The sequence below is a fragment of the Mycobacterium sp. NGS67 genome, from assembly GCF_059812185.1.
On record NZ_JCALCF010000004.1, the window covers coordinates 127,550 to 149,606 of the forward strand.

General features: G+C 64.9%; 28 protein-coding genes. 18 read left to right on the forward strand and 10 right to left on the reverse strand.

Annotation, left to right across the window (positions count from 1 at the left end):
- Positions 1-66 precede the first annotated feature (66 nt).
- The 13 genes from AC5Y4D_RS04890 (at position 67) to AC5Y4D_RS04950 (ending at position 10,587) form a co-directional block, all read left to right on the forward strand.
- Complete coding sequence (locus AC5Y4D_RS04890; RefSeq protein WP_499944982.1) at positions 67-1,569, forward strand: nitric oxide reductase activation protein NorD; 1,503 nt, start codon at positions 67-69, stop codon at positions 1,567-1,569.
- Positions 1,566-2,369: a CbbQ/NirQ/NorQ/GpvN family protein gene (locus AC5Y4D_RS04895; RefSeq protein WP_499944858.1), complete on the forward strand. Its 804-nt coding sequence runs from the start codon at positions 1,566-1,568 to the stop codon at positions 2,367-2,369. The genes AC5Y4D_RS04890 and AC5Y4D_RS04895 overlap by 4 nt, the downstream gene beginning before the upstream one ends.
- 13 nt (positions 2,370-2,382) lie before the next feature.
- Positions 2,383-2,514 carry a hypothetical protein gene (locus tag AC5Y4D_RS04900; RefSeq protein ID WP_499944857.1) on the forward strand — a complete coding sequence of 44 codons (132 nt, stop codon included), beginning with the start codon at positions 2,383-2,385 and terminating at the stop codon, positions 2,512-2,514.
- 86 nt (positions 2,515-2,600) lie between these two features.
- Positions 2,601-3,206, forward strand: a complete 606-nt coding sequence (locus AC5Y4D_RS04905; protein ID WP_390176192.1) for a hypothetical protein — start codon at positions 2,601-2,603, stop codon at positions 3,204-3,206.
- Positions 3,207-3,225: 19 nt separating this feature from the next.
- Positions 3,226-3,663 carry a hypothetical protein gene (locus AC5Y4D_RS04910; protein WP_499944855.1) on the forward strand — a complete coding sequence of 146 codons (438 nt, stop codon included), beginning with the start codon at positions 3,226-3,228 and terminating at the stop codon, positions 3,661-3,663.
- Positions 3,660-4,718 carry an NAD(P)H-dependent amine dehydrogenase family protein gene (locus AC5Y4D_RS04915; protein ID WP_499944854.1) on the forward strand — a complete coding sequence of 353 codons (1,059 nt, stop codon included), beginning with the start codon at positions 3,660-3,662 and terminating at the stop codon, positions 4,716-4,718. The genes AC5Y4D_RS04910 and AC5Y4D_RS04915 overlap by 4 nt, the downstream gene beginning before the upstream one ends.
- A 15-nt stretch (positions 4,719-4,733) precedes the next feature.
- Positions 4,734-5,789 (forward strand): NAD(P)H-dependent amine dehydrogenase family protein, encoded by a 1,056-nt coding sequence (locus AC5Y4D_RS04920; RefSeq protein WP_499944853.1) that lies wholly within the window; start codon positions 4,734-4,736, stop codon positions 5,787-5,789.
- A complete protein-coding gene (locus AC5Y4D_RS04925; protein WP_499944852.1) occupies positions 5,786-7,021 on the forward strand; it encodes a cytochrome P450 in 1,236 nt (411 codons plus the stop codon). Before AC5Y4D_RS04920 ends, AC5Y4D_RS04925 begins: the two co-directional genes overlap by 4 nt.
- Complete coding sequence (locus tag AC5Y4D_RS04930; protein WP_500036541.1) at positions 7,018-7,428, forward strand: hypothetical protein; 411 nt, start codon at positions 7,018-7,020, stop codon at positions 7,426-7,428. Before AC5Y4D_RS04925 ends, AC5Y4D_RS04930 begins: the two co-directional genes overlap by 4 nt.
- A gap of 105 nt (positions 7,429-7,533) precedes the next feature.
- Positions 7,534-8,298, forward strand: a complete 765-nt coding sequence (locus AC5Y4D_RS04935; protein WP_500036542.1) for an LLM class F420-dependent oxidoreductase — start codon at positions 7,534-7,536, stop codon at positions 8,296-8,298.
- A gap of 98 nt (positions 8,299-8,396) precedes the next feature.
- Positions 8,397-8,963: a hemerythrin domain-containing protein gene (locus AC5Y4D_RS04940; RefSeq protein ID WP_499992264.1), complete on the forward strand. Its 567-nt coding sequence runs from the start codon at positions 8,397-8,399 to the stop codon at positions 8,961-8,963.
- Positions 8,964-8,971: 8 nt separating this feature from the next.
- The gene (locus tag AC5Y4D_RS04945) at positions 8,972-9,112 is read left to right on the forward strand and encodes a hypothetical protein (protein WP_499944848.1); all 141 of its coding nucleotides are present in this window, start codon (positions 8,972-8,974) and stop codon (positions 9,110-9,112) included.
- A gap of 23 nt (positions 9,113-9,135) precedes the next feature.
- Positions 9,136-10,587, forward strand: a complete 1,452-nt coding sequence (locus AC5Y4D_RS04950; protein ID WP_500036543.1) for a protein adenylyltransferase SelO — start codon at positions 9,136-9,138, stop codon at positions 10,585-10,587.
- A gap of 2 nt (positions 10,588-10,589) precedes the next feature.
- Here the strand turns inward: AC5Y4D_RS04950 and AC5Y4D_RS04955 are convergent, their stop codons facing one another.
- Positions 10,590-11,078, reverse strand: coding sequence for a pyridoxamine 5'-phosphate oxidase family protein (locus AC5Y4D_RS04955; protein ID WP_499944846.1), 489 nt, complete (start codon positions 11,076-11,078; stop codon positions 10,590-10,592).
- A gap of 75 nt (positions 11,079-11,153) precedes the next feature.
- Here AC5Y4D_RS04955 and AC5Y4D_RS04960 point away from each other — a divergent pair, with 75 nt between their 5' ends.
- A complete protein-coding gene (locus AC5Y4D_RS04960; RefSeq protein ID WP_499992271.1) occupies positions 11,154-11,597 on the forward strand; it encodes a GAF domain-containing protein in 444 nt (147 codons plus the stop codon).
- Positions 11,598-11,600: 3 nt separating this feature from the next.
- Here AC5Y4D_RS04960 and AC5Y4D_RS04965 read toward each other — a convergent pair whose 3' ends face one another.
- From AC5Y4D_RS04965 to AC5Y4D_RS04985, 5 genes are all read right to left on the reverse strand, one after another.
- Positions 11,601-12,005, reverse strand: a complete 405-nt coding sequence (locus AC5Y4D_RS04965; RefSeq protein ID WP_499992274.1) for a VOC family protein — start codon at positions 12,003-12,005, stop codon at positions 11,601-11,603.
- Positions 12,006-12,020: 15 nt separating this feature from the next.
- Positions 12,021-12,947 carry a DUF808 domain-containing protein gene (locus AC5Y4D_RS04970; RefSeq protein ID WP_500036544.1) on the reverse strand — a complete coding sequence of 309 codons (927 nt, stop codon included), beginning with the start codon at positions 12,945-12,947 and terminating at the stop codon, positions 12,021-12,023.
- A gap of 55 nt (positions 12,948-13,002) precedes the next feature.
- Positions 13,003-13,992 (reverse strand): tocopherol cyclase family protein, encoded by a 990-nt coding sequence (locus AC5Y4D_RS04975; protein WP_499992277.1) that lies wholly within the window; start codon positions 13,990-13,992, stop codon positions 13,003-13,005.
- 55 nt (positions 13,993-14,047) lie between these two features.
- Positions 14,048-14,287, reverse strand: a complete 240-nt coding sequence (locus tag AC5Y4D_RS04980; protein WP_500036545.1) for a hypothetical protein — start codon at positions 14,285-14,287, stop codon at positions 14,048-14,050.
- 356 nt (positions 14,288-14,643) lie between these two features.
- Positions 14,644-15,273: a TetR/AcrR family transcriptional regulator gene (locus AC5Y4D_RS04985; RefSeq protein ID WP_500036546.1), complete on the reverse strand. Its 630-nt coding sequence runs from the start codon at positions 15,271-15,273 to the stop codon at positions 14,644-14,646.
- 92 nt (positions 15,274-15,365) lie between these two features.
- Here AC5Y4D_RS04985 and AC5Y4D_RS04990 point away from each other — a divergent pair, with 92 nt between their 5' ends.
- Both AC5Y4D_RS04990 and AC5Y4D_RS04995 read left to right on the forward strand, forming a co-directional pair.
- A complete protein-coding gene (locus AC5Y4D_RS04990) occupies positions 15,366-16,415 on the forward strand; it encodes an aromatic ring-hydroxylating dioxygenase subunit alpha (protein ID WP_500036547.1) in 1,050 nt (349 codons plus the stop codon).
- Complete coding sequence (locus AC5Y4D_RS04995; protein ID WP_500036548.1) at positions 16,412-17,485, forward strand: NAD(P)H-dependent amine dehydrogenase family protein; 1,074 nt, start codon at positions 16,412-16,414, stop codon at positions 17,483-17,485. Before AC5Y4D_RS04990 ends, AC5Y4D_RS04995 begins: the two co-directional genes overlap by 4 nt.
- Here the strand turns inward: AC5Y4D_RS04995 and AC5Y4D_RS05000 are convergent.
- On the reverse strand, positions 17,475-18,077 hold the full coding sequence (locus AC5Y4D_RS05000; protein ID WP_500036549.1) for a TetR/AcrR family transcriptional regulator: 603 nt from the start codon (positions 18,075-18,077) through the stop codon (positions 17,475-17,477). The genes AC5Y4D_RS04995 and AC5Y4D_RS05000 overlap by 11 nt on opposite strands.
- Positions 18,078-18,163: 86 nt before the next feature.
- Here AC5Y4D_RS05000 and AC5Y4D_RS05005 point away from each other — a divergent pair, with 86 nt between their 5' ends.
- Positions 18,164-19,336, forward strand: a complete 1,173-nt coding sequence (locus AC5Y4D_RS05005; RefSeq protein WP_500036550.1) for an aromatic ring-hydroxylating oxygenase subunit alpha — start codon at positions 18,164-18,166, stop codon at positions 19,334-19,336.
- Between the two features lie 85 nt (positions 19,337-19,421).
- On the opposite strand, the gene AC5Y4D_RS05010 is transcribed toward AC5Y4D_RS05005, so the two are convergent.
- Genes AC5Y4D_RS05010 through AC5Y4D_RS05020 form a run of 3 tightly spaced genes read right to left on the reverse strand, consistent with a single transcriptional unit; the run spans position 19,422 to position 21,715 of the window.
- Positions 19,422-20,453 (reverse strand): TIGR03617 family F420-dependent LLM class oxidoreductase, encoded by a 1,032-nt coding sequence (locus AC5Y4D_RS05010; RefSeq protein ID WP_500036551.1) that lies wholly within the window; start codon positions 20,451-20,453, stop codon positions 19,422-19,424.
- Positions 20,454-20,510: 57 nt separating this feature from the next.
- On the reverse strand, positions 20,511-20,804 hold the full coding sequence (locus AC5Y4D_RS05015) for a hypothetical protein (protein ID WP_499944833.1): 294 nt from the start codon (positions 20,802-20,804) through the stop codon (positions 20,511-20,513).
- A gap of 8 nt (positions 20,805-20,812) precedes the next feature.
- The gene (locus tag AC5Y4D_RS05020) at positions 20,813-21,715 is read right to left on the reverse strand and encodes an oxygenase MpaB family protein (RefSeq protein ID WP_500036552.1); all 903 of its coding nucleotides are present in this window, start codon (positions 21,713-21,715) and stop codon (positions 20,813-20,815) included.
- A 114-nt stretch (positions 21,716-21,829) separates the two neighbouring features.
- Between AC5Y4D_RS05020 and AC5Y4D_RS05025 the strand changes: the two genes are divergently transcribed.
- Complete coding sequence (locus AC5Y4D_RS05025) at positions 21,830-22,054, forward strand: hypothetical protein (protein WP_499944831.1); 225 nt, start codon at positions 21,830-21,832, stop codon at positions 22,052-22,054.
- Positions 22,055-22,057 lie beyond the last annotated feature (3 nt).

Below are 22,057 nucleotides of genomic sequence, written 5' to 3' on the forward strand. Positions count from 1 at the left end.
GGTACTGGATGTTTTCCAACATCGGGACGTTCTGACCACGTGGCCGAGACCACCGACTCGTCGGCGATGGCGATAGAGCGCAGCTGCGCGTTGACCGCGGTGGCGCTCAGTGAGCAGCGTCGTGGTGGCGCCCGCCTCATGACGGGAGCCAGGCGCGGCTTCGGCTTGAGCATGGCGCTGGACCTCGTCCACGTCCCCTACCCGGCGCTGGCCCGCGACTGGACGCGCCGGACGCTGACTTGCGGGGTAGCGCTGCAATGTTCGCCGTCCAAAGACCGCTTGGCGCACTACCGGCTGAACGACCTGTCGCCGCGCGAGCACCGTGCGCTGGCGCTTGTCGAGGCCGGTGTGGCCCTGGGTTGGGTCGCCGCTCGATGGCCCGGCCTGATGCCCGAGGTCGAACGGGTACTGCCCGATGTGCCCGTCGGCGATCCGGATCTGGATGCGCCGGCGATGTTCGACCTCGCGATCGACCTGGCGCGGTCCGGACAGCAGATCGTCGAGCACCCGCTGCTCGGCATGCTGCCGCGCACGCAGACGAGCGCACGCGGACTGGCCAGTGCGATCAAACGATTCGGCAGAATGCCGTGGACGACGACCCAGCAGCGACATCCCCGTCCCTATTCGGTGCCGGTGGGCGGCGACGGTGGTGTGCGCAACCCCAATCTGCCGCCGCCGAGTCGCCCCGAGGACAACGACCTGGACGTCAATCCCGAACGCAGGCAGGGCATTCCGTATCCGGAATGGAACGCGTGGACGAAGACCTTTCTCGCCGATCACGTCGCGGTGCTGGAACTTCCGCCCGCCGCTCGCACTGGCCATCCGGCACCGATAGCCGAGAACCTGCGGAAATGGTTCGAGGAACACACACATCGCGCGATGACGAACCGGCTCGAAGACGGATCCGACCTCGACGTCGACCAGTACGTCCGCCACTACATCGACATGATGACCAGTCAAGCCAGCGAGCCCCGGATCTTTCGGGAACTGCTACCCAGCAGCCGGGATGTCACCACCGCGCTGCTGCTCGACGGAAGCTCATCGCTCGGCGTGCACGGCGGCCGGATATTCCGCCTGGAACTGGAATGCGCCGACGCGCTGTCTCGCGCGATGACGCTGGCCCGCGAACGGCACGGCATCTTCGTGTTCACCGGAAACACCCGCCATCGCGTGGAAGTGCGCTGCCTCAAGGACTTTCGGGACGGCCGCTTCGTGGCGCCGGGCAGCGTCGGGCTGATGACCGGCGGCTACACCCGGCTCGGCGCACCGATCCGCCACCTGACATCCCGGCTGCTGGCTCAGCCCTCCGAACGCCGTCTGCTCATCGTGATCGGCGACGGGTTGATGTCCGACGAGGGCTACGAGGGCCGCTATGCCTGGGCCGACGTGGCGCACGCGGTCGAGGAAGCCAACGACGCCGGCGTCTCCGTCTATTACGTGGGCGTGGGACCCACCCGAGTCGACCCGCTGCCAGAAGTGTTCGGGTCCCGCCGATCGAGACGGATCAGGCGAGTCGAGGAACTGCCGCGCGTGCTCGCGCACGTCCACCGAGAGTTGGTCGCCGTATGAGAGACACCTACATTGCCAACGGCAACGAAGTGGAACTGTTCGAACAGGCTTACCGCGAACACATTCCGGTCATGCTCACCGGACCGACCGGATGCGGCAAGACACGCTTTGTCGAGCACATGGGGGTACTGCTCAGCCAACCCGTCGTCACCATCAGCTGTCATGACGACCTGACCAGTTCCGACCTCGTCGGCCGGTTCATGGTCACCGGCGGTGACGTGTCGTGGACCGATGGTCCACTGACCAGAGCCGTCAAAGCCGGCGCCATCTGCTACCTCGACGAGGTGGTGGAAGCCCGGCACGACTCGCTGGCGATCCTGCACTCGCTGACCGACCACCGTCGCGCGCTGTACCTGGATCGCGCAGACGAAGTCGTCCGGGCGCCGGACTCTTTCATGCTCGTCTGCTCCTACAATCCCGCCTACCGCAGCTCACTCAAAGAGCTCAAGCCGTCCTTCCGTCAGCGCTTCGCGACCCTGCCGATGAGATATCTGCCTGCGCACCACGAGGCGAAGGTGATCGTGGCGGAGGCCGGCGTGGATCTCACGACCGCGACACGACTTGTGCAGTGCGCCAACGCCATCCGCAACGCTGACGAAGTGTTCCACTTCGAACCGCCGTCGACCAGGGTGCTGGTCACCACGGCCAAGCTGATCGCCGCCGGCGCGTCCGAGATGAGCGCCGCCGAAGCTTGCATCCTCGCACCTCTCAGTACCGACGGGGCGATCAACGACGGCCTGCGTGAAGTCGCCGCGGCGACCCTGCTTGCAGGCGAAACCTCGAACTCCGGAAACCGCTAGGAAGGGCAACGGCATGGTGGATCAGCAAGAGCGCAAACGCAAGAAGGCACTCATCGTCTTCCAGATCTTCATCTACGGCTACCTGCTGGTGATGTTCGGCATCCAGCTGTACATGTCGTTCGCCCGAGGCTGGTGGGATCTGTGACCGCGGTCGTCTCGTCCGGCGACTCCGTCAGCCTCACCGAGCACGACGACGAATCGCGGATCGCGCAACGCCGCGCCGACAAGTGGATGATCGTCGGCGCCGGGTTAATGGGCTGCTGGGCGCCCGGCCTGATCGGGTTTCCCATCTTCATGCGCGGAGTCTGGCTGCAGCGTCAGGCTTTACGCGCGGGCCTGTCGGTGCGGCCGATGATCGTCACCCTGATCGGCTACCTGGTGCTGATCGACGGGATGCTGAACAGCCTTGGCTGGGCGCTGGATCTGGTCGCCAACCACACCCTGATCAACCGGGTGCTGATGATCGGCTGGGGCAACATGTTCGACGCCGGCTACTTCTGGCACTACAACGAACTGTGGGTCGGCGGCGCGGCGGGACCGGGCGAAAAGGCCTATGTGGCGGGGCTGATCCTCACCGTGTTCTCGATGCGGGTCGCCGCGGCGATCGGGTTCCTGCAGATGAAACGCTGGGGACATCAATGGATGATCGTCACCTGCTGGATGGGCACCGTCATCTGGTGCGCCTACGTGTTCAACATGACCATGTACGCCGACGTCCGCTACGCCGGCGTGGTGTTCCCAGTGATCGGCTGGTGGCTGTACGACATCTTCTACATCACCCCGTTCCTCGCGATCCCGTACCTGCACACCGTCAACCGCGAAATCTTCTCCGACTGAGCGCCCGAGGAGCACACTCATGACCACGAAAACACCTGCCACAGAAGACAAAGACGCGGTCGAAGACCTGCCGCCGGGCACCACGCCCTACTACGCGCGGATGCACAAATGGATCAAGCGCGCCGTTCTGGTGTGCCTGATCGCCCTGGTAGTCGAGGGCGCGTTCACGCTGCCATTCATGGCCGTCTACTACGGCTATCCGACGTTGAGTCTCACCGAGATCTGCAGTGAGTTGCTCAAGGTCCGCTACTCCGACGACGCGCTGGAGTGCAAGTACCCCTACCCGCCGCTGGGGCCGCCCGAGGGCGCCGAAGGCAAGGACACCGCCCGCGACGTCTGGGGTATCCAGCCGACACCGAAATACCATCGGCTGGGCTTCCGCGAGTTGGTGCGCATCCACGACGAAAGACTGGCCCGTCAGGCCGCCCAGCAGCAGCAGGCCGGCGCGAAACCGTGACAGGCAAGCTGCGCGTCGTCCAGTGGACCACCGGCAACGTCGGCCGGAAGTCCGTCCACGCGATCGCAGCCAATTCACTGCTGGAACTGGTGGGTTGCTACGCCTGGTCTCCGGACAAGGTGGGCCGCGACGTCGGCGAACTGTGCGGCATCGAAACACTGGGGGTGCGGGCCACCGACGACGTCGACGCGCTGCTGGCGCTGCAGCCCGACTGCGTGGTTTACAACCCGATGTTCGCCGATGTCGACGAGGTGACACGCATTCTGCGGGCGGGGATCAACGTCGTCACCACATCCGAGTTCATCACCGGCCATCAATTGGGCCCGGACCGGGACCGCATCGTCGAAGCCTGTGCGACAGGCGAATCCACGATATTCGGCAGCGGCATCAATCCGGGATTCATCCAGTTGCTCGCGGTCGTCACGGCCGGTATCGCCGACCGGGTGGACCGGATCTGCGTCGTCGAATCCTTCGACACCACCATCTACAACTCCCCGGCCACCGAGATACCGATGGGCTTCGGCTGTCCGATAGACCAGCCGGATCTTCCCGCCGTCACCGAGAAGGGGTCCGGCATCTTCCGCGAGGCGGTGCAGTTGGTCGCCGACGCCCTCGGCGCCGAAATCGACGAATACCGTTGCGAAGTCGACTATGCCCAGACCACCGAGGATCTGCTGCTGCCCGGCGACTGGACGATCAAGAAGGGGTGCGTGGCGGGTATCGACCTGCGGTGGAAGGGAATTGCCGCGGGGCGCGAGATCGCCGAGATGCGCGCGGTGTGGACCAAGGGCCAAACCCTGGATCCGGCGTGGTCGACCACCTTCGGCTATACCGTGACCGTCGAAGGCCGCCCGACCATCAAGAGCACGTTGAGTTTCGAACCACCGCCGGACTTCCACGCCGAGTCTCTCGACGACTACATCATGCTCGGCCTGACCATCACCGCCATGCCGCCCATCACGGCGATACCCGCCGTCGTCGCCGCGCCGCCCGGCATCGCCACCTACACCGATCTGCCGCTGCTGCTGCCACGTGGAGTGCTGGCACGCAACTGAGAGGACGTGAGTTCGATGCCGGATAGAAAATATCGCGTCATTCAATGGATGACCGGGGATGTGGGGCAGGTCGCGCTTCGGCATTTCGCCGACAACCCGGTGTTCGACCTCGTCGCCGTCCTGGTGCACACTCCCGAGAAGGTCGGCAAGGACGCGGGCGACATCGTCGGCATCCCGGCGACCGGTGTCACCACCACCGACGACGTCGAGTCCGTCATCGCCACCGACGCTGACTGCGTGTTCTACACGCCGATCATCATGGACGTCGACACCGTCTGCCGACTGCTGCGGTCCGGCAAGAACGTCGTCACCACCAGCGGATTCTTCCATCCGTCGAAGTATTTCCAGGACGAGGCGGCGCGCATCGAAGCCGCTTGCCGCGACGGCGGGACGAGCTTCCACGGCGGCGGCATCCACCCCGGCTACGCCGGAGATCTGTTGCCGCTCACCCTGGCACGGGTCACCAGCCGGATCGACAAGATCGAGGTCTACGAAGTGGTGAATGTGCTCACCGACGCGCCGCTGGACCATATCGACTGGATGGGCTTCGGCAAGCCGAAAGACGAATTCCTCTCGACGCCAACGGTGCTGGGCATGGCCGTGCCCTTCTTCGGCCAGTCGATGTACATGATCGCCGACGGACTCGGCGTCGAGATCGACGACATCACCTCGGATTTGAGCGTCGCCACCGCAACCACGGACATACCGCACGAGCTGGGCGTGATCCCCCGCGGCACCGTCGCCGCGCAACACCACACCTGGACCGCCCACGTCGAGGGGCGGCCGTTAATCGTTTTCCACGCCATCTACCTGACCGGCGGCCCATCCGATATCGAACCCGCCTGGGATTGGGGAAAGACGCGGTACCGCATCGTGATCGACGGAGACCCGCCGAGCGCGCTGACGCTGGAAGGTGTCGACCCGCCCGGCGGGACGATGACGCATCCCGGCTACAACTGGACCGCGATGGGTGCTGTCAATGCCATTCCCGACGTCTGTGACGCCGCGCCGGGCTGGCTGACCCACTTCGATCTCGGCGTGATCCGGCCGCGCGGGCTGGTGCACAAATGACCGTCACGTCCCGTGCCCCAAGCGTTTTCGATGCCGGGCTGCCGACGCTCGAGTACGACGTCAACGAACCACCGCACGAGGTCTGCGAACGGATCCGGGCGGCGCAGCGACTGGCGCCGATCGCCATCGGACCCTTCGGTCCCGAAGTGATCTCGTACGAACTTGCCCGGGGCATCCTGCGCGACACCCGGTTCGTGATTCCGCCTGGTCTTCATCTGGCCGCCCAGGGCGTGACCTCAGGCCCGTTGTGGGACAGGGTCGTCGGGAGCATCATCTGCGCGGAGGGCGCCGAACACCATCGGCTGCGCAGCCTCGTCTCGAGAGCCTTTACGCCGCGGGCAATCACGCGTCTGCACGACACGATCGACGAAGTGCTCAACGATCTGATCGACGGCGTCGCTGACGCAGGACGCTGCGACATCGTCACCGATATCGCCCGGCACTACCCGATCCCGATCATCTGCGCGTTACTCGGTGCGCCACGCGCAGATTGGGCACAGTTCGAACGCTGGGCCGAAGCAATCTTCAAGATGGTGAACTTCTCGGTCAACCTGATCGACGAGATGCCTGCCGTGCTGCGCGGCTGGGCCGAACTGGATGCCTATGTCGACGACATGGTCGCCGAACGACGGAATCATCTGACCGAGGACCTGCTTTCCGACCTCATCCGCGCCGAGGATGACGGTGATCGCCTCAGTGCCGACGAATTGCGGATGACGGTGGCCGGGTTGCTTCTTGCCGGGACCGATACCACGCGCAACCAGTTCGCCGCCTCCCTGCAGGTGCTGTTGGATCACCCGCAGCAGTGGGCGATGCTGCGCGAGCATCCCGAGCTGGCCATGTCGGCGGTCGAGGAAAGCATTCGTCATTCGCCGGCCGTCTGCAACACCGTCCGCACCGTCCATGACGACGTTGAGTTCGGCGGTTACACCTTCCCCGCCGCAGCATTCATTTTCGTCAATTCCTTTGCGGCCAATCGTGATCCGCAGATCTATCCGGATCCCGACCGATTTGACATCAGCCGCGAGTCGGCACCGGCGGTGCTGACCTTCGGTGGCGGCGTGCACTACTGCCTCGGTGCGAATCTGGCCAGGATGGAACTGGCCGAGGGACTCAAGATCCTGGCGCGCCGGATGCCCGATGCTCGCCGTGTCGGGCCGGCGCCGTGGAAGCCGATGCTCGGCATGAGCGGACCGACAACGTTGCCAATCGAGTTCGGAATGCCCCGATGAGTTCGCGGTTGCATCATGTCGTCTTCGCGGTGGCACGCGAACGGCACGACACCATGGGGCAACTGTTCACCGAATTGGGATTCACCTTCAACGAGATCAGCCTGGACGAACTCGGGATCCGCGTTCTCCTGGACTGGGAGCGCGGCATCGAACTCATCAGCCCGAATCCGGGATCGGCGGCCGAAGTCGCCACTTCCGTAACCGAATTCCTGGCTGCGCACGGTGATGGCATCTTCACGGTCGTGCTGCAAGTACCGAACGCGTCCGGCGCAGAGGACATCGCCAAAGGCTATGGCTCGATCACCCGATTCAGACAGGGATTCGAAGGCGACGGCAACTATCTCGAAGAAATCGACTTGTCCGTGCTCGGCCCGCCGTTGACCTTCCTGTCGACCAACCTGCCGTGAGCACGAACGCCGCCACCGGACTGCAATCGATGCCGCAGTGAAGATCAGCTGAAACAGTGCCGGGGCCGGTCGGTCGCGCTGCCAAGGCACCATACTGAAGCACTGATGGTGAAGATCGGCGTCCAGATACACCCGCAGAACACGACCATGGCCGCATTACGTGCAGGCTGGGAAGGCGTCGACGACCTGGGCGTCGACAGCCTGTGGACCTGGGACCACTTCTTCGCGCCGCTCTACGGCGCCGCCGACGAACCCCACTTCGAAGGCTGGCAGATCCTGGCGGCGATGGCGGTGACGACGTCCAGAATTTCGCAGCTCGGCATGCTGGTGACCGGATGCGGTTACCGCAACCCGGACCTGCTGGCCGACATGGCCCGCACGCTCGACCACCTGTCCGGCGGACGCGCGGTGCTGGGCATCGGATCGGGCTGGATGGAAAGGGACGAGGTCGAATACGGCTACCCCGTCCGGGACCCCGCACAACGACTCGATGTCCTCGCCGAGGCGTTGCCCCGCATTCGCCGCCGTATCGGGTTGCTCCGGCCCGGGCCGATCGGCCGGTTGCCCATCTTGATCGGGGGCAACGGCGAACGGCGCACGCTGCGCCTGGTGGCCCAGCACGCCGACATGTGGAACGGCTACGGAGACGCCGAGACGATCCGCAGGAAAAACCGCGTCATCGACCGGTGGTGCGACGAGGTGGGACGTGATCCCGGCGAGATAGAACGCACCGTGTGGATCGAACGGGCCGATCCGGCCGTGATGGGCTCGCTCGTCGAGGCGGGGGCCGATCATCTGATTCTCGGCCTGCGGGCACCGTACGACTTGCGCGAGGTGGAACGCCTGGTGGCCGGCCGGCAGGCGTTTTAGCCTCCACTGGCCCGGGTATGCGGCCCGTAGCGGCGCACAGCCCCCCGCCCGCGTTCCCAGAACTTCACCTATGGATTCACCTGTGGAGGTGCATCGGCGTGGCCGAGATGATTGTTGAAACACCCGAGGAAGTCGTGGCGTTCCTCAAAGCCCAGCACGACCTGATCGAGGACATGTTCGACCAGGTTCTGCTCGCTTCGGATCCGGAAGCGCGCGAGAAGCCGTTCGTCGAGTTGCGTCAACTGCTCGCCGTTCACGAGACGGCAGAGGAGATGTTGGTGCACCCGCGGGTACGGCGCGAGTTCGACGCCGGGGACGACATCGTGGACAAGCTGCTGCAGGAAGAGCATGACGCCAAAGAACAGCTGTCGAGAATCGAGAGTTTGGACATCACCTCGCAGGAGTTCATCGACGAGTTGACCAAGCTGCGCGACGCCGTCCTTGCCCATGCCGAGCACGAAGAGATCGAGGAATTCGCGAAATTGCAGCGCAACCTCGACACCGAAGAACTCAAGCGGTTGGGCACCGCCGTCAAGGTCGCAGAAGCCATCGCGCCCACCCGGCCGCATGCCGGCGTCGAGTCGGCGAAGCTGAATTTCGTTGTCGGGCCGTTTGCTTCGATGCTCGACCGCGCCCGCGACTTGATTCGTCAAGCGATCAGTTAGGAGCCTCGATGAGCACTCCCGAACCGCAGGACGCCACCGGACAGCCGGCTTCCGAGGAAGAAAAAGATGACAGCGCCGTATCGCCGCCGGCGTATCCGGCCTACTCCACTCCGCCGCCAGAAGGTCTCGCCGGCAACGAAGACGGTTGACGGCGGCCCGTAGACTGAACCAAGTGGCTGTTGCACCGGATACGACCATCGCCCTTCAGGACGGCTTTTTTCGGGAGCTTCCTGAACTGGCGGTCCCCTGGCATGCCCAGGTGCCGCCCGAAGCCCGATTGTTGGTGCTCAACGAGCCGTTAGCCGCCGAGTTGGGGCTGGACGCAACGTGGTTGCGCAGCGCAGCGGGGATGCGCTTTCTGGCCGGAAACTCGGTTCCCAAGGGCGCCACCCCGGTCGCTCAGGCCTATGCCGGGCACCAGTTCGGCGGCTACGTGCCCCGCCTCGGCGACGGGCGCGCGCTGCTGCTCGGCGAACTCGTCGACAACAACGGGCGACTGCGCGACATCCACCTGAAGGGGTCGGGCCGCACGCCGTTCGCCCGCGGCGGTGACGGCCTGGCCGCGGTGGGCCCGATGTTGCGCGAATACATCATCAGCGAAGCCATGCACGCCCTGGGCATCCCGACCACCCGATCCCTGGCAGTGCTGGCCACCGGGCAGCCGGTCGCGCGCGAGACGATGCTGCCGGGGGCGCTGCTCGTCCGTGTCGCGAGCAGCCACCTGCGGGTCGGTAGCTTCCAATATGCCTCTGCCAGTGGGGATCTCGGCTTGTTACGGCGGCTGGCCGACTATGCCATCTCCCGTCACCATCCGGCGGCGGCGCAGGCCGAGAACCCGTACCTGGCGTTGTTCGAGGCAGTGGTCGCAGTGCAGGCATCGCTGGTGGCGCGGTGGATGCTGGTCGGGTTCATCCACGGGGTGATGAACACCGACAACGTGACGATCTCGGGCGAGACGATCGACTACGGACCGTGCGCCTTCATGGAGGCCTACGACCCCGACACCGTATTCAGTTCGATCGATGCCTGGGGACGTTATGCCTACGGGAACCAGCCGACGATCGCCGCCTGGAATCTCGCCCGTTTCGCCGAGGCCCTGCTGCCGTTGATCGCCGACGATGTCAACGAGGCAGTCCCGTTGGTGGAGGAGGCATTTGACGGCTTCCATCAACACCACAGCGCGTGGCTGTCGGGTATGAGCGCCAAGCTGGGCTTAGCCGCCGGCGTCGAAGCCGCCCGGCCACTGATCGACGAGTTGCTGCCCCTGTTGCAGGAAAGCCACGTCGACTTCACGTCGTTCTTCCGTCACCTGAGCGCAGCAGGCGACGACCACATGCCGGCACGCGACCTGTTCGTCGACCCCGCCCAGTTCGACGCGTGGGCGTCGCGATGGCGAGCGCTGGGACCGGATTTCGAGTTGATGAACCGGGTCAACCCGATCTACATCCCGCGTAACCACCTCGTCGAGGAGGCGCTGACCGCGGCGACATCGGGTGACCTCGATCCGCTGAACGGGCTCCTCGACGCGGTCAGCGCCCCTTACACGCCGCGGCCGGGGCTGGATCGCTACGCTTCGCCGGCCCCGGTCGATTTCGGGGTGTACCGGACCTTCTGCGGTACCTGAGTCTATTTGCGTTCCGGCAACTTGTGATTGTCCCAACTGATCAACCGGTCGGGCTCGAAGACGACCCATCGTGCCGAACGCCCGACAGCGGTCTGCGGATACCGGATTCGCTCTTCGTTCTGCGGCTCGCCGTGTCCGCCAGCGTATTTCGAACCCATCTGCCAGCGAACCTCTTCCAGATGGGGGTCGGCGTCTTCGGCTTCGGCATCTTCCAATACTGTTGCCGTGCCCTGGAACATCGCGCCGACGAGCTCGGGGAAGCGCTCGTTGCGATCGACCAGAACGGTGCAGATCGGGCTGCGCCGCAGATTGGCGATCTTTTGGCCGCGGCCGAAGAAGTACACCCGACCGGCGGCCCAGGCGAACCACAGCGGCGTGACGTTGATCCGTTGCCCAGGCCCCACCGTGGCGATCCGCATGTTCCATGAAGTCGTCATCAGCTCGTCCAGTTCCTCGGCCGTCAGACCGAGTGCAGCGGGTATCCGCGCCATCGAGGGCCTCCTTCGATCGGTGTTCTCTGCAAGCAGGATCTCAGCCTGCTCCGAGCATCGCGCAAGATGGTGGCCATGACCGCCGTGTACCGCGCGCCGATGCGATCTCGCTGCGACGACATCGACGTGAGCGCAACCATCGAACGCGCCCGTCGGCTCGGTGTCTGCGGGTTCGGCCGGCTGGTGCGCGGTGCAGGTGAGGAGGAACGGCTGGCCCGGCGGGTCGCGAGGTTCGCCGAGGTGCCCGACGGCTCATTCGTATGGACCCGCGACACCGACGGGTTGTTCTGGCTGGGACGGCTCTGCGGCCCCTACTTCGTCGACTCCGACGACGCAGCCGCCGCGGTCGACCTGGTGCATGTGCGACCCTGTGAGTGGTCGAGCCGCCCACTGACGGAACCGCAGGTGCCCGCCGCGGTGATCGAGACATACCGTCGCGGCGGACGCAACTTTCAGCAGACTCATCACCCGTCGGTAGATGTTGCGACACAACGCATTTGGGACAGTACCCGCCGCTGACCCCTACTTGGTGATCAGGACCTCGCCTTCCAGTCCGTCGGGGTCGCGGAAGAACAGGCTGCGCACGGAACCGAAGTCGTTGACGTTGCCGTCGCTGGCACCGCGCTCCATCAGCCGCCGGCGGATCGCTTCGAAGGCTTCCGCCGACGCCGCCTGCAAGCCGAAGTGGTCGAGCCGACCACGACCCCACATCGGTGTCTGACGGTCAGCCTCCGAATTGCCTTCGATCGTCACCACATTGAGTTCGGTGTGCGGACCGATGCGGATCATGGTCATCGTCTCGTCGCCCTTTTCGCCGTGCGGCTTGGTGGGTCCGACCTCGGCTTCGAATACCTCGGTGTAGAACTCGCGCAGTCGGCCGATATCGCGGGAGATCAGCGCGATGTGGTTGATCCCGTCCAGCAGCACGGCGTGCTCCTCTGGTTACGACGGCCGGCGCCGCCGGGCGAATTTGAAAAGGTGCACCACGACCACCACCACCGCACCGACGGCAATCCCGAGTACCGCCGACGCTGCGGTGTTGGTCAGCCAGGCGAGCACGCCGCCGACGGACTCGACGAGGTGATGGACCTTGTCCTCGAGATGGTGCACGAAACCGTACGGCGCCTCCCAGCCGAGATTGTGGCTACCCAGCAGGAGAATGTGGCCGCCTACCCACAGCATCGCGACGGTACCCACCGTGGAGAGCACGGAGAGCAACCTCGGCATACCGGCAACCAGACCCAGGCCGATCCGGCGTCCGACCCGCGACCGGGTTTGGGTGAGGCGCAGACCGATGTCGTCCATCTTGACGATCACGGCGACGACGCCGTACACCGCGGCCGTGATCACCAGCGCGACGACGATCAGGATGACCAGGCGTGGTACGAACCCCTGTTTGGCCACCTCGTTCAGCGCGATCACCATGATTTCGGCGGACAGGATGAAGTCGGTCCGGATCGCCGAGGACACCATCTCGTCTTCGCTCTGCGGCGCTTGGGACTGCCCCTGGTGACCCTGGAGCGCACCCCAAACCTTTTCGGCGCCTTCGTAACACAGGTAGGTAGCGCCCAGCATCAGGATCGGGAACACCAGCCACGGCACGAACTGACTCAATAGCAACGCGCCGGGCAGGATGAACAACAGCTTGTTGCGCAGCGAACCGAGGGCGATGCGCTTGATGATCGGCAGTTCGCGTTCGGCGGCGATGCCGTGCACATATTGCGGTGTCACCGCGGTGTCGTCGATGACGACTCCGGCAGCTTTGGCGGTCGCACGGCCAGCGGCGGCACTGATGTCGTCGACCGAGGCGGCGGCCAGGCGCGCCAAAGCCGCGACATCGTCCAGCAGGCCGAACAGACCCGCGCTCATCGCGTCTCCGCCATCCCGATTGAGGTTACCGTCTCAGCAAGCACGAATGGACTTCTCAGGCCGGTCGACTGCCGATCTCCAGACCCGCCAACTCCGAAGTGCCTTCGAAGATGGTCCGACCCCATTCCCGGACCGTGCAGCGCAGCGTGCCGGCCAGGTATTCGTAGTCGGTGTCGATATTTCGGCGCTCGGCCGGCAACGGCACCGGCAGCACGTGCGGGCCATCTCCGACGCCCCGACCGTCGAGTTCGACGTGATAGCGGGCGGTCCGCGCCTCGATCTGCCACCGCAGGTCGGTGCCGGAGTAGGACACCAATGCCGGTGGCGTGATGCGTAGCACTCGATCCCCAAGTCGCACAACGACTCCGGTGACGTCGCGCTTGAACGGGCCCAACTCCAGCAGGCCTCCGGAGAACGCCACGCACACGTCGGCGTCGCCGAAGTCGTGCGCCTGACCCCACCACCAACGCAGCGGGAAGCCCGCTCCCCAATTGCGCTCGCAGTACAGATTGGCGTCGGTGAACGTCCATTGCTCGTCGCCGCTGGTCACCGTGCCCGACGCCTTGCCGCCCAGCCGGTAGGGGTGCCAGTACTGGTTGAGGAAGGGTACGGACGAGAACACTCCGCCGCCGCCGAAAGGTTTGGGCCAACGGAATTCGTCGTCGAATTTCATGTCGACCTGGCTGTCGCCGATCACCATCCGGAGCCGATCGCGGCTCGCGTCGACCAGGTCGCCGCCGTCCTCCGCCTTCACCGAGAACTCGGTGCGGTCGGCGCGGACTCCGTCGATCGCGGCGGAGCGCACCACACCGCCGGGGTGCAGCGCTATCGCAGCGGTGGACCATTCACCCTCGGGATGCCGGTTTTCGCTACACAGCGCGACCACCACCCGGCCCTCCGCCGGGTCGGAGATCCGCCAGAACCAACCCTCCATCTCGGTGCCGTGCGAGGGCAGCGGATCCCCGAAGGGCACGTCAGCCCCGGTGCGGCGATAGGTCGACACGAGTTGCCGGCCAGCGTTCAACACAGTTCCCACGACGTCCATCCAGTTTTGGTACCCACCGGTTATCGGGATGAACCTGTCCAGTGGGCCGGATTGATCACATTGCGGGTGGCGGTGTGGCGGTCACGCTGGCGTGACGCTCGGCGTGCTGGGCCACGCTGGCGTGACGCTCGGCGCGCTGGGCCACGCTGGCGTGACGCTCGGCGCGCTGGGCCACGCTGGCGTGATGCTCGGCGCGCTGGGCTGGCGTCGAGTGTGCGGCTGGCCGCGCAGTGGGCGTCGAGTGTGCGGCTGCGCGCACACTCGCGAGGTGCTGGCTCGTCCGTGTGGTGGTCACGCTAGCGTGACGCTCGGCGTTCGCCGCCACGCTGGCGTGACGCTCGGCGTGCTCGAGCGAGTTGAGGCAGTTGACGCACACACCTTTTGCCACGGCCGTCCTGCAAAACCCGACCCTGCGGCATGAACAGGTATCCGAGGCTTTCGACTGTGAAGTCAGGGATTTCAGAGTGAAGTCAGGGCTTTCAGCGTGAAGTCAGGGCTTTCAGAGTGAACTCAGGGTGCGATCTGGTCCATTTTCCCGCCCACGCTTCACGCGCAACGCCCACGCTTCACGCGCAACGCCCACGCTTCACGCGCAACGCCCAGCATTCACGCGCAACGCCAACGCTTCACGCGCAACGCCTAAGACCCAGTTCACGACCGGGCGGATTCGCCGAGGTAGGCGACGATGGCGTTGGTGAGTCCGCGGCGTGCCTCGTCGAGATCGGCGTAGCTGCCGAGCTGACGTTCCGAGGCCAGGCCGCGCATCGCTCCCGGGATCAGCGTGGCGATCTCGCGCACCCGTTGCGGATCGACCCGCAAATCGGCGAACGCCTTCTGACAGGTGGCGTGCCAACTTCGGCCCCAGGAACGCAGTTCGGCTGCGGTGCGCGGATACAGCCGATCCAGCTCACTGGGTTCCCGCGGCAACGCCGCACGCAGGTTTTCGATGGCCCGGGAGTCGGGCGCGGTCAGCCCGTCGTAGAGGGTGTCGATGATCTCCGACACCCGCGCCTGCAGCGAAGCCCCGGTGTCGGGATTGGCGAACAGGCTGGCGCGGCGCTGCGCGGTGTGATGCAGCACCGCCGCCCAGAACCCGTCGGCGTCGCCGAACTGGTACTGCACGGTGCCCCAGGTCACTCCGATCTGCTTGGCGATGCGGTTGGCCGAGACAGCTCCCGGATCGCCCGACGCCAGGGCGGTCAGCGCCGCCTGCAGCATGGCCTCGCGGGTGGCCAGACCGCGCCTGTTGGATCTGCGACCCACACTGTCCGCCACCGCCATTTGCGCATCTTAACGCCGGAATACAGGTTTCGTTGACTCCTTTATGAATCTTCCATAGAGTACTTCAGGACCGGATCGAGAGGACCCCGCGCATGGCGAAGCCGCCGTTGTCGATGAAGCCGACCGGATGGTTCCAGGTTGCGTGGACCGACGAGATCGGCGTCGGGGATGTCTACTCGATGAAGTACTTCGACCAGGAGATGGTCGCCTGGCGCGCCGAATCGGGTCAGCTGACCGTGATGAACGCCTATTGCGAGCATCTCGGGGCGCACCTCGGTTACGGCGGCACAGTGGTGGGCGAGGTGTTGCAGTGCCCGTTCCACGGCTGGCAGTGGAGCCAGGAGGGACGCAACGTCTGCATCCCCTACCAGGACCGACCCAACCGGGGCCGGCGGGTGCGCACCTATCCGGTGATCGAGCGCAACGAGTCGGTGTACATCTGGCACGACATCGAAGGTCGCGCACCGTTTTTCGACGCACCCGACGTCTTCGCCAGCTTCGAGGATGACAGCAGTCCCGACGACTATTACCCGCAGCAACGACTGTTCCGCCAGAATCTCGAGTTACATCCGCAGTACGTACTGGAGAACGGGGTCGACTTCGCCCACTTCAAATACGTGCACAGCACCCCGATCGTGCCGATCTTCACCCGCCACGACTTCGACGACCCGGTGTCCTACGTCGACTTCACCATCACGTTCGAAGGTGACGACCAGCAGCGCATCGAGGACGTGAAGAGCGGAGTGGAGGCGATCAACGGCGGGCTGGGCATCGCGGTGACTAAGAGTTGGGGAATGGTCGACAACCGCACCATCTCCGCCGTCACTCCCGTCGATGAACGGACCTCCGACGTGCGGTTCATGGTCTACATCGGCCGCGTTCCGGGGCGAACGGGACTCGACGCCGAGCGCGCCGAGCGCAAGGCCCTCGGGTTCGGTGAAGAAGTGATTCGCCAATTCACCCAAGACGTGCACATCTGGTCACACCAGCGCTATTCCGATCCGCCCGCGCTGGCAACGGCGGAATACGAAGGGTTCACCGCAATCCGCAAGTGGGCCAAGAAGTTCTATCCCGACGGCAAGGGCGGCAGTGCCGCCGAGCTGGCCGCGTCGAAACCGAGCTCCGGAGAGGTAAGGCTATGACTGTCAAGGTGTTCCAGGTCGCGACCGGCAACGTCGGATCGGAGATGATCAAGCGCATCGCCACCCAGCCTGACCTCGAACTCATTGGCGTGCACTGCTATTCGCAGGAGAAGGTCGGCAAGGACGTCGGGGAACTGGTCGGCTTGCCCGCCAATGGCGTCAAAGCGACCGGCAGCGTCGACGAGATCATCGCCGCCAGACCCGATGTGCTCACCTTCCATGGGGTATTCCCGGACGAGGACCTCTACGTCAAAGTCCTCGAGGCCGGGATCGACATCGTCACCACCGCCGACTGGATCACCGGTTGGCACCGCGACCGTAACCACCCGCACCACTCCGGCAAGCCGGTCACCCAACTGCTGGCCGAAGCGTGCGAGAAGGGCGGGTCGACGTTCTACGGGACGGGCATGAACCCTGGCGTCAACCAGATCTTGGGCGTGGTGTGCTCGGCCGACGTCGCCGAGATCGAGAACGTCACCACCATCGAGTCCGTCGACGTGTCCTGCCATCACTCCAAGGACACCTGGATCGAGGTGGGATACGGCCTGCCCGTGGATGATCCGTCGATCCCGTCCAAGCTGGAGAAGTACACCCGCGTGTTCGCCGACAGTGTGCTGATGATGGCCGACTGCTTCGACATCACGCTCGACGAGGTGAAGTTCGATTACGAACTGGGCGCCTGCACCAAGGACGTCGACCTCGGGTGGTACACCCTGCCCAAGGGTTCGCTGGGCGGCAACTACATCAAGTACCAGGGGATGGTGGACGGCGTGCCCCGGGTGGAAACGCACCTGGAGTGGCAGATGACGCCGCACACCGACCCAAGCTGGGATATCAAGGGCTGCTACATCACTCAGATCAAGGGCGACCCGTGCATCTACAACAAGCACATGATCTTCCCGAAGCCGGGCGTAGATCTGTCCAACCCGGACAATTTCGCCTCCATCGGCATGACGGTTACCGGCCTGCCCGCGCTGAACTCGATCAAGTCGGTCGTGGCCGCTCCCCCGGGCCTGATCACCAGCGCCGACCTGCCGCTGCGCGCGTTCGCCGGACGCTTCAAGATCTAGCGTGGGCCCGCACCGCGGGCGCCACCCACTCGCGCAGATAGCGTCGTAGCGCGGCCCCGGTCCGCCTCGGCCGGCCGGGGTCGAGGATCAGCGACTGCAGGATCCGCAACATGAACTCGACCAGTTCGTCGAGCTTGCAATCGGCGAATCCGGCTGTCGCCCAGTCGATGTCGAATCGCTGCAGAATCGATCGACCGAACCCGATCGCGACGTCGGAAGTCACGCCCGTCGCGAACGCGCTGGCCTTGCCGGGCTGCATGACCAAGCTGAGATACCGGTCATGCGGCAGTTGTTCGAAGGTGTAGGCGATGCCCTCCACCACTGCGTCCGTCGGGTCGTTGACGTCGCGCAGGTCCTCGGCAAGCCGATCGAGGAAACTTTCGACCGCCGACATCGCGGTGGCTGTCAGCAGCGCCTCCTGGGTCGGGAAGTACCGGTACACCGTCTGGCGGGTGACGCCGAGCGCCTGGGAGACCGCCGAGACGTTCACTCCACCCGACTGCTCGATCGCGGTCCTGGCCGCTGCGACGATGCGGCGCACCGCATCCTCGTCGTCGACCGGCATGTCACCCGACCAGCCGTGCCTGCGCATCCGTCGATGATTCCACAGTTCGAGCTTGACAATACAAACATATTTCGCTGTATGGTCAAGTGCACAGCCCCTTCCAGGAGATCCCGATGACAGCCACCTTGAACGTGCCGGTCGGCAGCCACGACGAAGCCCTGACCCTGCGTGCCCTGCGACACGCGCTCGACAAGACGACCGACATGGCCGAGCGTGAACTCCGCGTGCCGCTGCACTATTACCGTGACGCGAAGCTCACCGAACTCGAGGAGTCACAGATCCTGCGCCGGGTACCCCTGGCGATCGTGCCCTCGGCGCAACTCCCGCAGCGCAACGACTTCGTGGTTCGCTCGGTGCTGGGCGATTCGCTGCTGGTGACCCGTGACCGCACCGGGACGAGTCACGTCTTCCTCAACTACTGCCGCCATCGCGGGGCCAAACCGGCCTGCGGTTCCGGAAACGCCTCACGGTTCGTGTGTCCGTATCACGCGTGGACCTACAAGAACACCGGCGAGCTGTTCATGGTGCCGGGCAGGACCGGATTCGATTCGATGAACTTCGCCGACTACGGTCTGGTCGAGTTGCCCTCCGAGGAGCGCCACGGTTTCGTTTGGGCGGTACTCACAGCCGGCGAAAGCATTGATGTCGCAGCCCATCTGGGATCGCTGGGCGGCGAACTGGAGTCGATGAACTACTCTTCGTTCGGGTACCACACCGAGCGTGAATTCGTCTCCGAGGTGTCCTGGAAAGGTGCGTTGGAGGCCTTCGCCGAGGGATATCACTTCCCGTTCGTGCACGGCGAGAGCCTGATCGGGCAGAACACCCTGGCCAACACCTCGGTCTACGACGAGTTCGGCAGGCACCACCGGATCGGTTTCCCGTTTACCTGGATCACCAACGTGCACAACGACGCTGCCGCCGCCCGAGACCCGCTGTCGAACATGGGCGTGATCTTCTGGGTGTATCCGAATCTGATCCTGGCCAACAGCCCGGTCGGCGTCGAGATCATCGACATCCTGCCGGCCGGCGACCCCACCCGGTGCACGGTGCGGCACAGCTGGATGGGACGCGTCCCGGCGACCAACGACGAGATGCGGACCAACTACGACGCGATCTACGAGGCCGTCCACGCCGCAGTCCGTGACGAGGACTTCGCGATGCTGCCCCAGTGTGGTGAAGGCGTGCGCCATGCGCAGCACGACCATATGATCATCGGCCGCAACGAGATTGGCGTACAGCACATGATCCGCGTTTTCGCCGACGAACTCGGGGTTGCGCTGCAGTAGTTGCGTCGCGTCGGTCAACGTCGGGACCGCGATGCAGGTCCTGACTGCGCTCGCGGGCAGTGTGCGACCTGCCGCCGGTCACGAACTACGGTTGTTCGCGGCGACGCTCGGCACCGTGCAGCCCACGCACCAGCTCGGCGAGGTCGTCCTCGGTGGGCGCATAACCCGGAAAATAACAGCAGACGTCGGAAGCCATTGCGCCAAAACGATTCTCGATCTCGGCAACGCACTGTGCCGGGCTGCCGACGATGCCGATGGTACGCACCATCTCCTCGGTGATCAGCGCCCGCATGGCGGGGTAGTCACCCGTCTTGGACAAGGCGTTCAGGCGTGGTTGCAGATCTTCCCAGCCCTCGACCTCGAGCACCGGGCGGTAGTTGGGCGTCGACCCGTAGAACGCGATCAGCGTCGACACCCCTTGGATTGCGGCGGCCAGTTGCGCTTCGTTGCTGCCGACGGCGACCATGGCCTGCGCGATCACCTGCAGGTCGGCTCGCGAGCGCCCGGATGCGCTGAGACCGTCGGCGAGTGCGGGCTCGGTCCGCTGCGCCAGGTGGCGCGCACTGTTGAACGGCATCACCAGCAGTCCGTCGGCCACTTCGGCGGCCTTGCGGGTCATCACCGGTCCGAGGGCGCCCATCAGCACCGGCGGGGGGCCGTACGGGTTGGGGCCGGGGTTGAAGTTGGGCGGCATCAACGTGTGGGTGTAGAACTCGCCCCGAAACTTCAACGGCGCCTGACCTTCCCAGGCCGCGAAGATCGCTTTGAGCGCGGCCACCTGCTCGGCCATCCGACTTGCCGGTCTGCCCCATTGCGCACCGTAGCGCTTCTCGATGTGCACCCTGATCTGCGAGCCCAGTCCGAGCCGAAAGCGGCCGCGGCTGTAGACCTGCAGATCGTAGGCGGAGTGCGCGAGATGCATCGGGCTGCGCGGCCCGCCGATCGCCACGTTGGTCATCAGTTCCAGGTCGCTCTCGCCCGCGGCGACGACCAGCGGGAAGAACACGTCGTGGGGTCCCTCGAAGGTGAACAGGCCGTCGGCTCCCAGTTCGGCGATTTGCCGCACGCTGTCCCGCACCTTGTCCGGTGCGCCTTCGACTTGCAGATGCACTTTCACCTGATACCGCACTCCTTGCGATCGAGACCGTCGCAAGTATGGCTGCCCGCGGTGCCGTCAGCGCGTCGGGCAGGCGTTCGCCAGCTGAATCGAGGCCGGCCAGAACAGGGTCACCACCCCGAAGGCCACGATGTTGGCATCGACCGGCAACACCGTGGCCAGCCGTGTCTCGATTCGCTCGACCTGGCTCTCGTGCAGGAATGCCCACACCAGGCCGATGCACAGATAGGGAAGCGCCAGCCACACCGCGACTTCGATCAGCGCCGCGATGCTGACCCGGCGCTCCAGGAGTCGCCGCAGCCCGTTCAGACCGCGCTCGACTCGGTCGATACCGCCGTTGGGTTCCGTCATCGGTGTCCTCAGATCAACGGGCGCCCGCGCCGAACGCGGTGGCGTACGTCGGCGAGCAGCACGTGACTGCCACCCTGCCGGATGAACGGCGGCAGAAAGCGGTTGACGAAAGCCACCAGCAGGAACAGCATTTCGAAGCGGCGCTGCTTGGCCTCACTCCACGACACCCCGAGGGCCTCACGGAAGACCGGCGCCAGGAACCCGGCCGTCAGAAACTTCAGCAAATGACGAAACGGCAACCGCAACAACGGGTTGATCATCCGCAGCTCGATCAGGTCGTGCAGATAAGCGCCTACCGTCTCGTCGATCTCGACTTGCGTGCAGGCGTCAATCCAGTAGTCGTCGAACGCTTTCCGAGTCGGTGGCCACTGCTCTTCGAGTACTTGCAGGGTGGTGCCCAATGGCCACGCGGAGCGATAGAACTGTTCGGCCTGCTCGTCGTTCATCGGCCCGCGCAGCAGTTGATAGGTGTCTTCCAACCCGACGAACAAGCACGCGGCCACCCACAGCTGCAGGTTGCGGTCGAAGGCGTTGTAGCGGACCGGGCTGTCGGGCGCGGACCTGACGTGCCGGTGCGCCCCGTCGACGGCGTCGCGGAATGCGGCCCGGTCCCGCTCGTTTCCGAACACGGCGACGGCCAGGTATTGAAACGTGGTGCGGGCCCGTTTCCAGGGGTGCTTGAGCAGGTTGCCGGAATCGACCTTCGATTCCACCACGCCGTAACCCACGCCGGACCGCGACAGCTGCATGATCACATTGGCCGCGCCGGCCGCGAACGACCAGAAGTCCATCGCATGGCGCACGTCGACTGGTGCGTCGGTCCAGCGCGCCGTTTGCCGGGTGACCTGGATACGGGTGCGCTCGAGGGTCAACGCCGGGCGGCGAACCGATGGCTCTGGCGAAACAGTCATTAACTCAACCCTAGCTTTCATCGCGTCAAACCCGCGCTCAGCAGGTATCGCCAGATTCTCACAACCGACCGTGCTGGGCAACGATTGTGCGGAATTGCAGTTAACATAGCGGTGATGCTCACCAAACTTCGCAACCTGCTCGATTACCGGATGACCATCGCCGAACTGATCGGCCTCGCGGTAATCGTGGGCGTCCCGTATTTCATCGTGGGACTCGTCTGGTCGTTGACGCACACCACGCATCTGCACCGATTGCACGGCGCCGACCTGGTGGTGTCATTTCTGGGTTCCATCGTGTCGTGGCCGGTGCTGGTGTTTTCCAATGTGTGCATGACCTGAGTG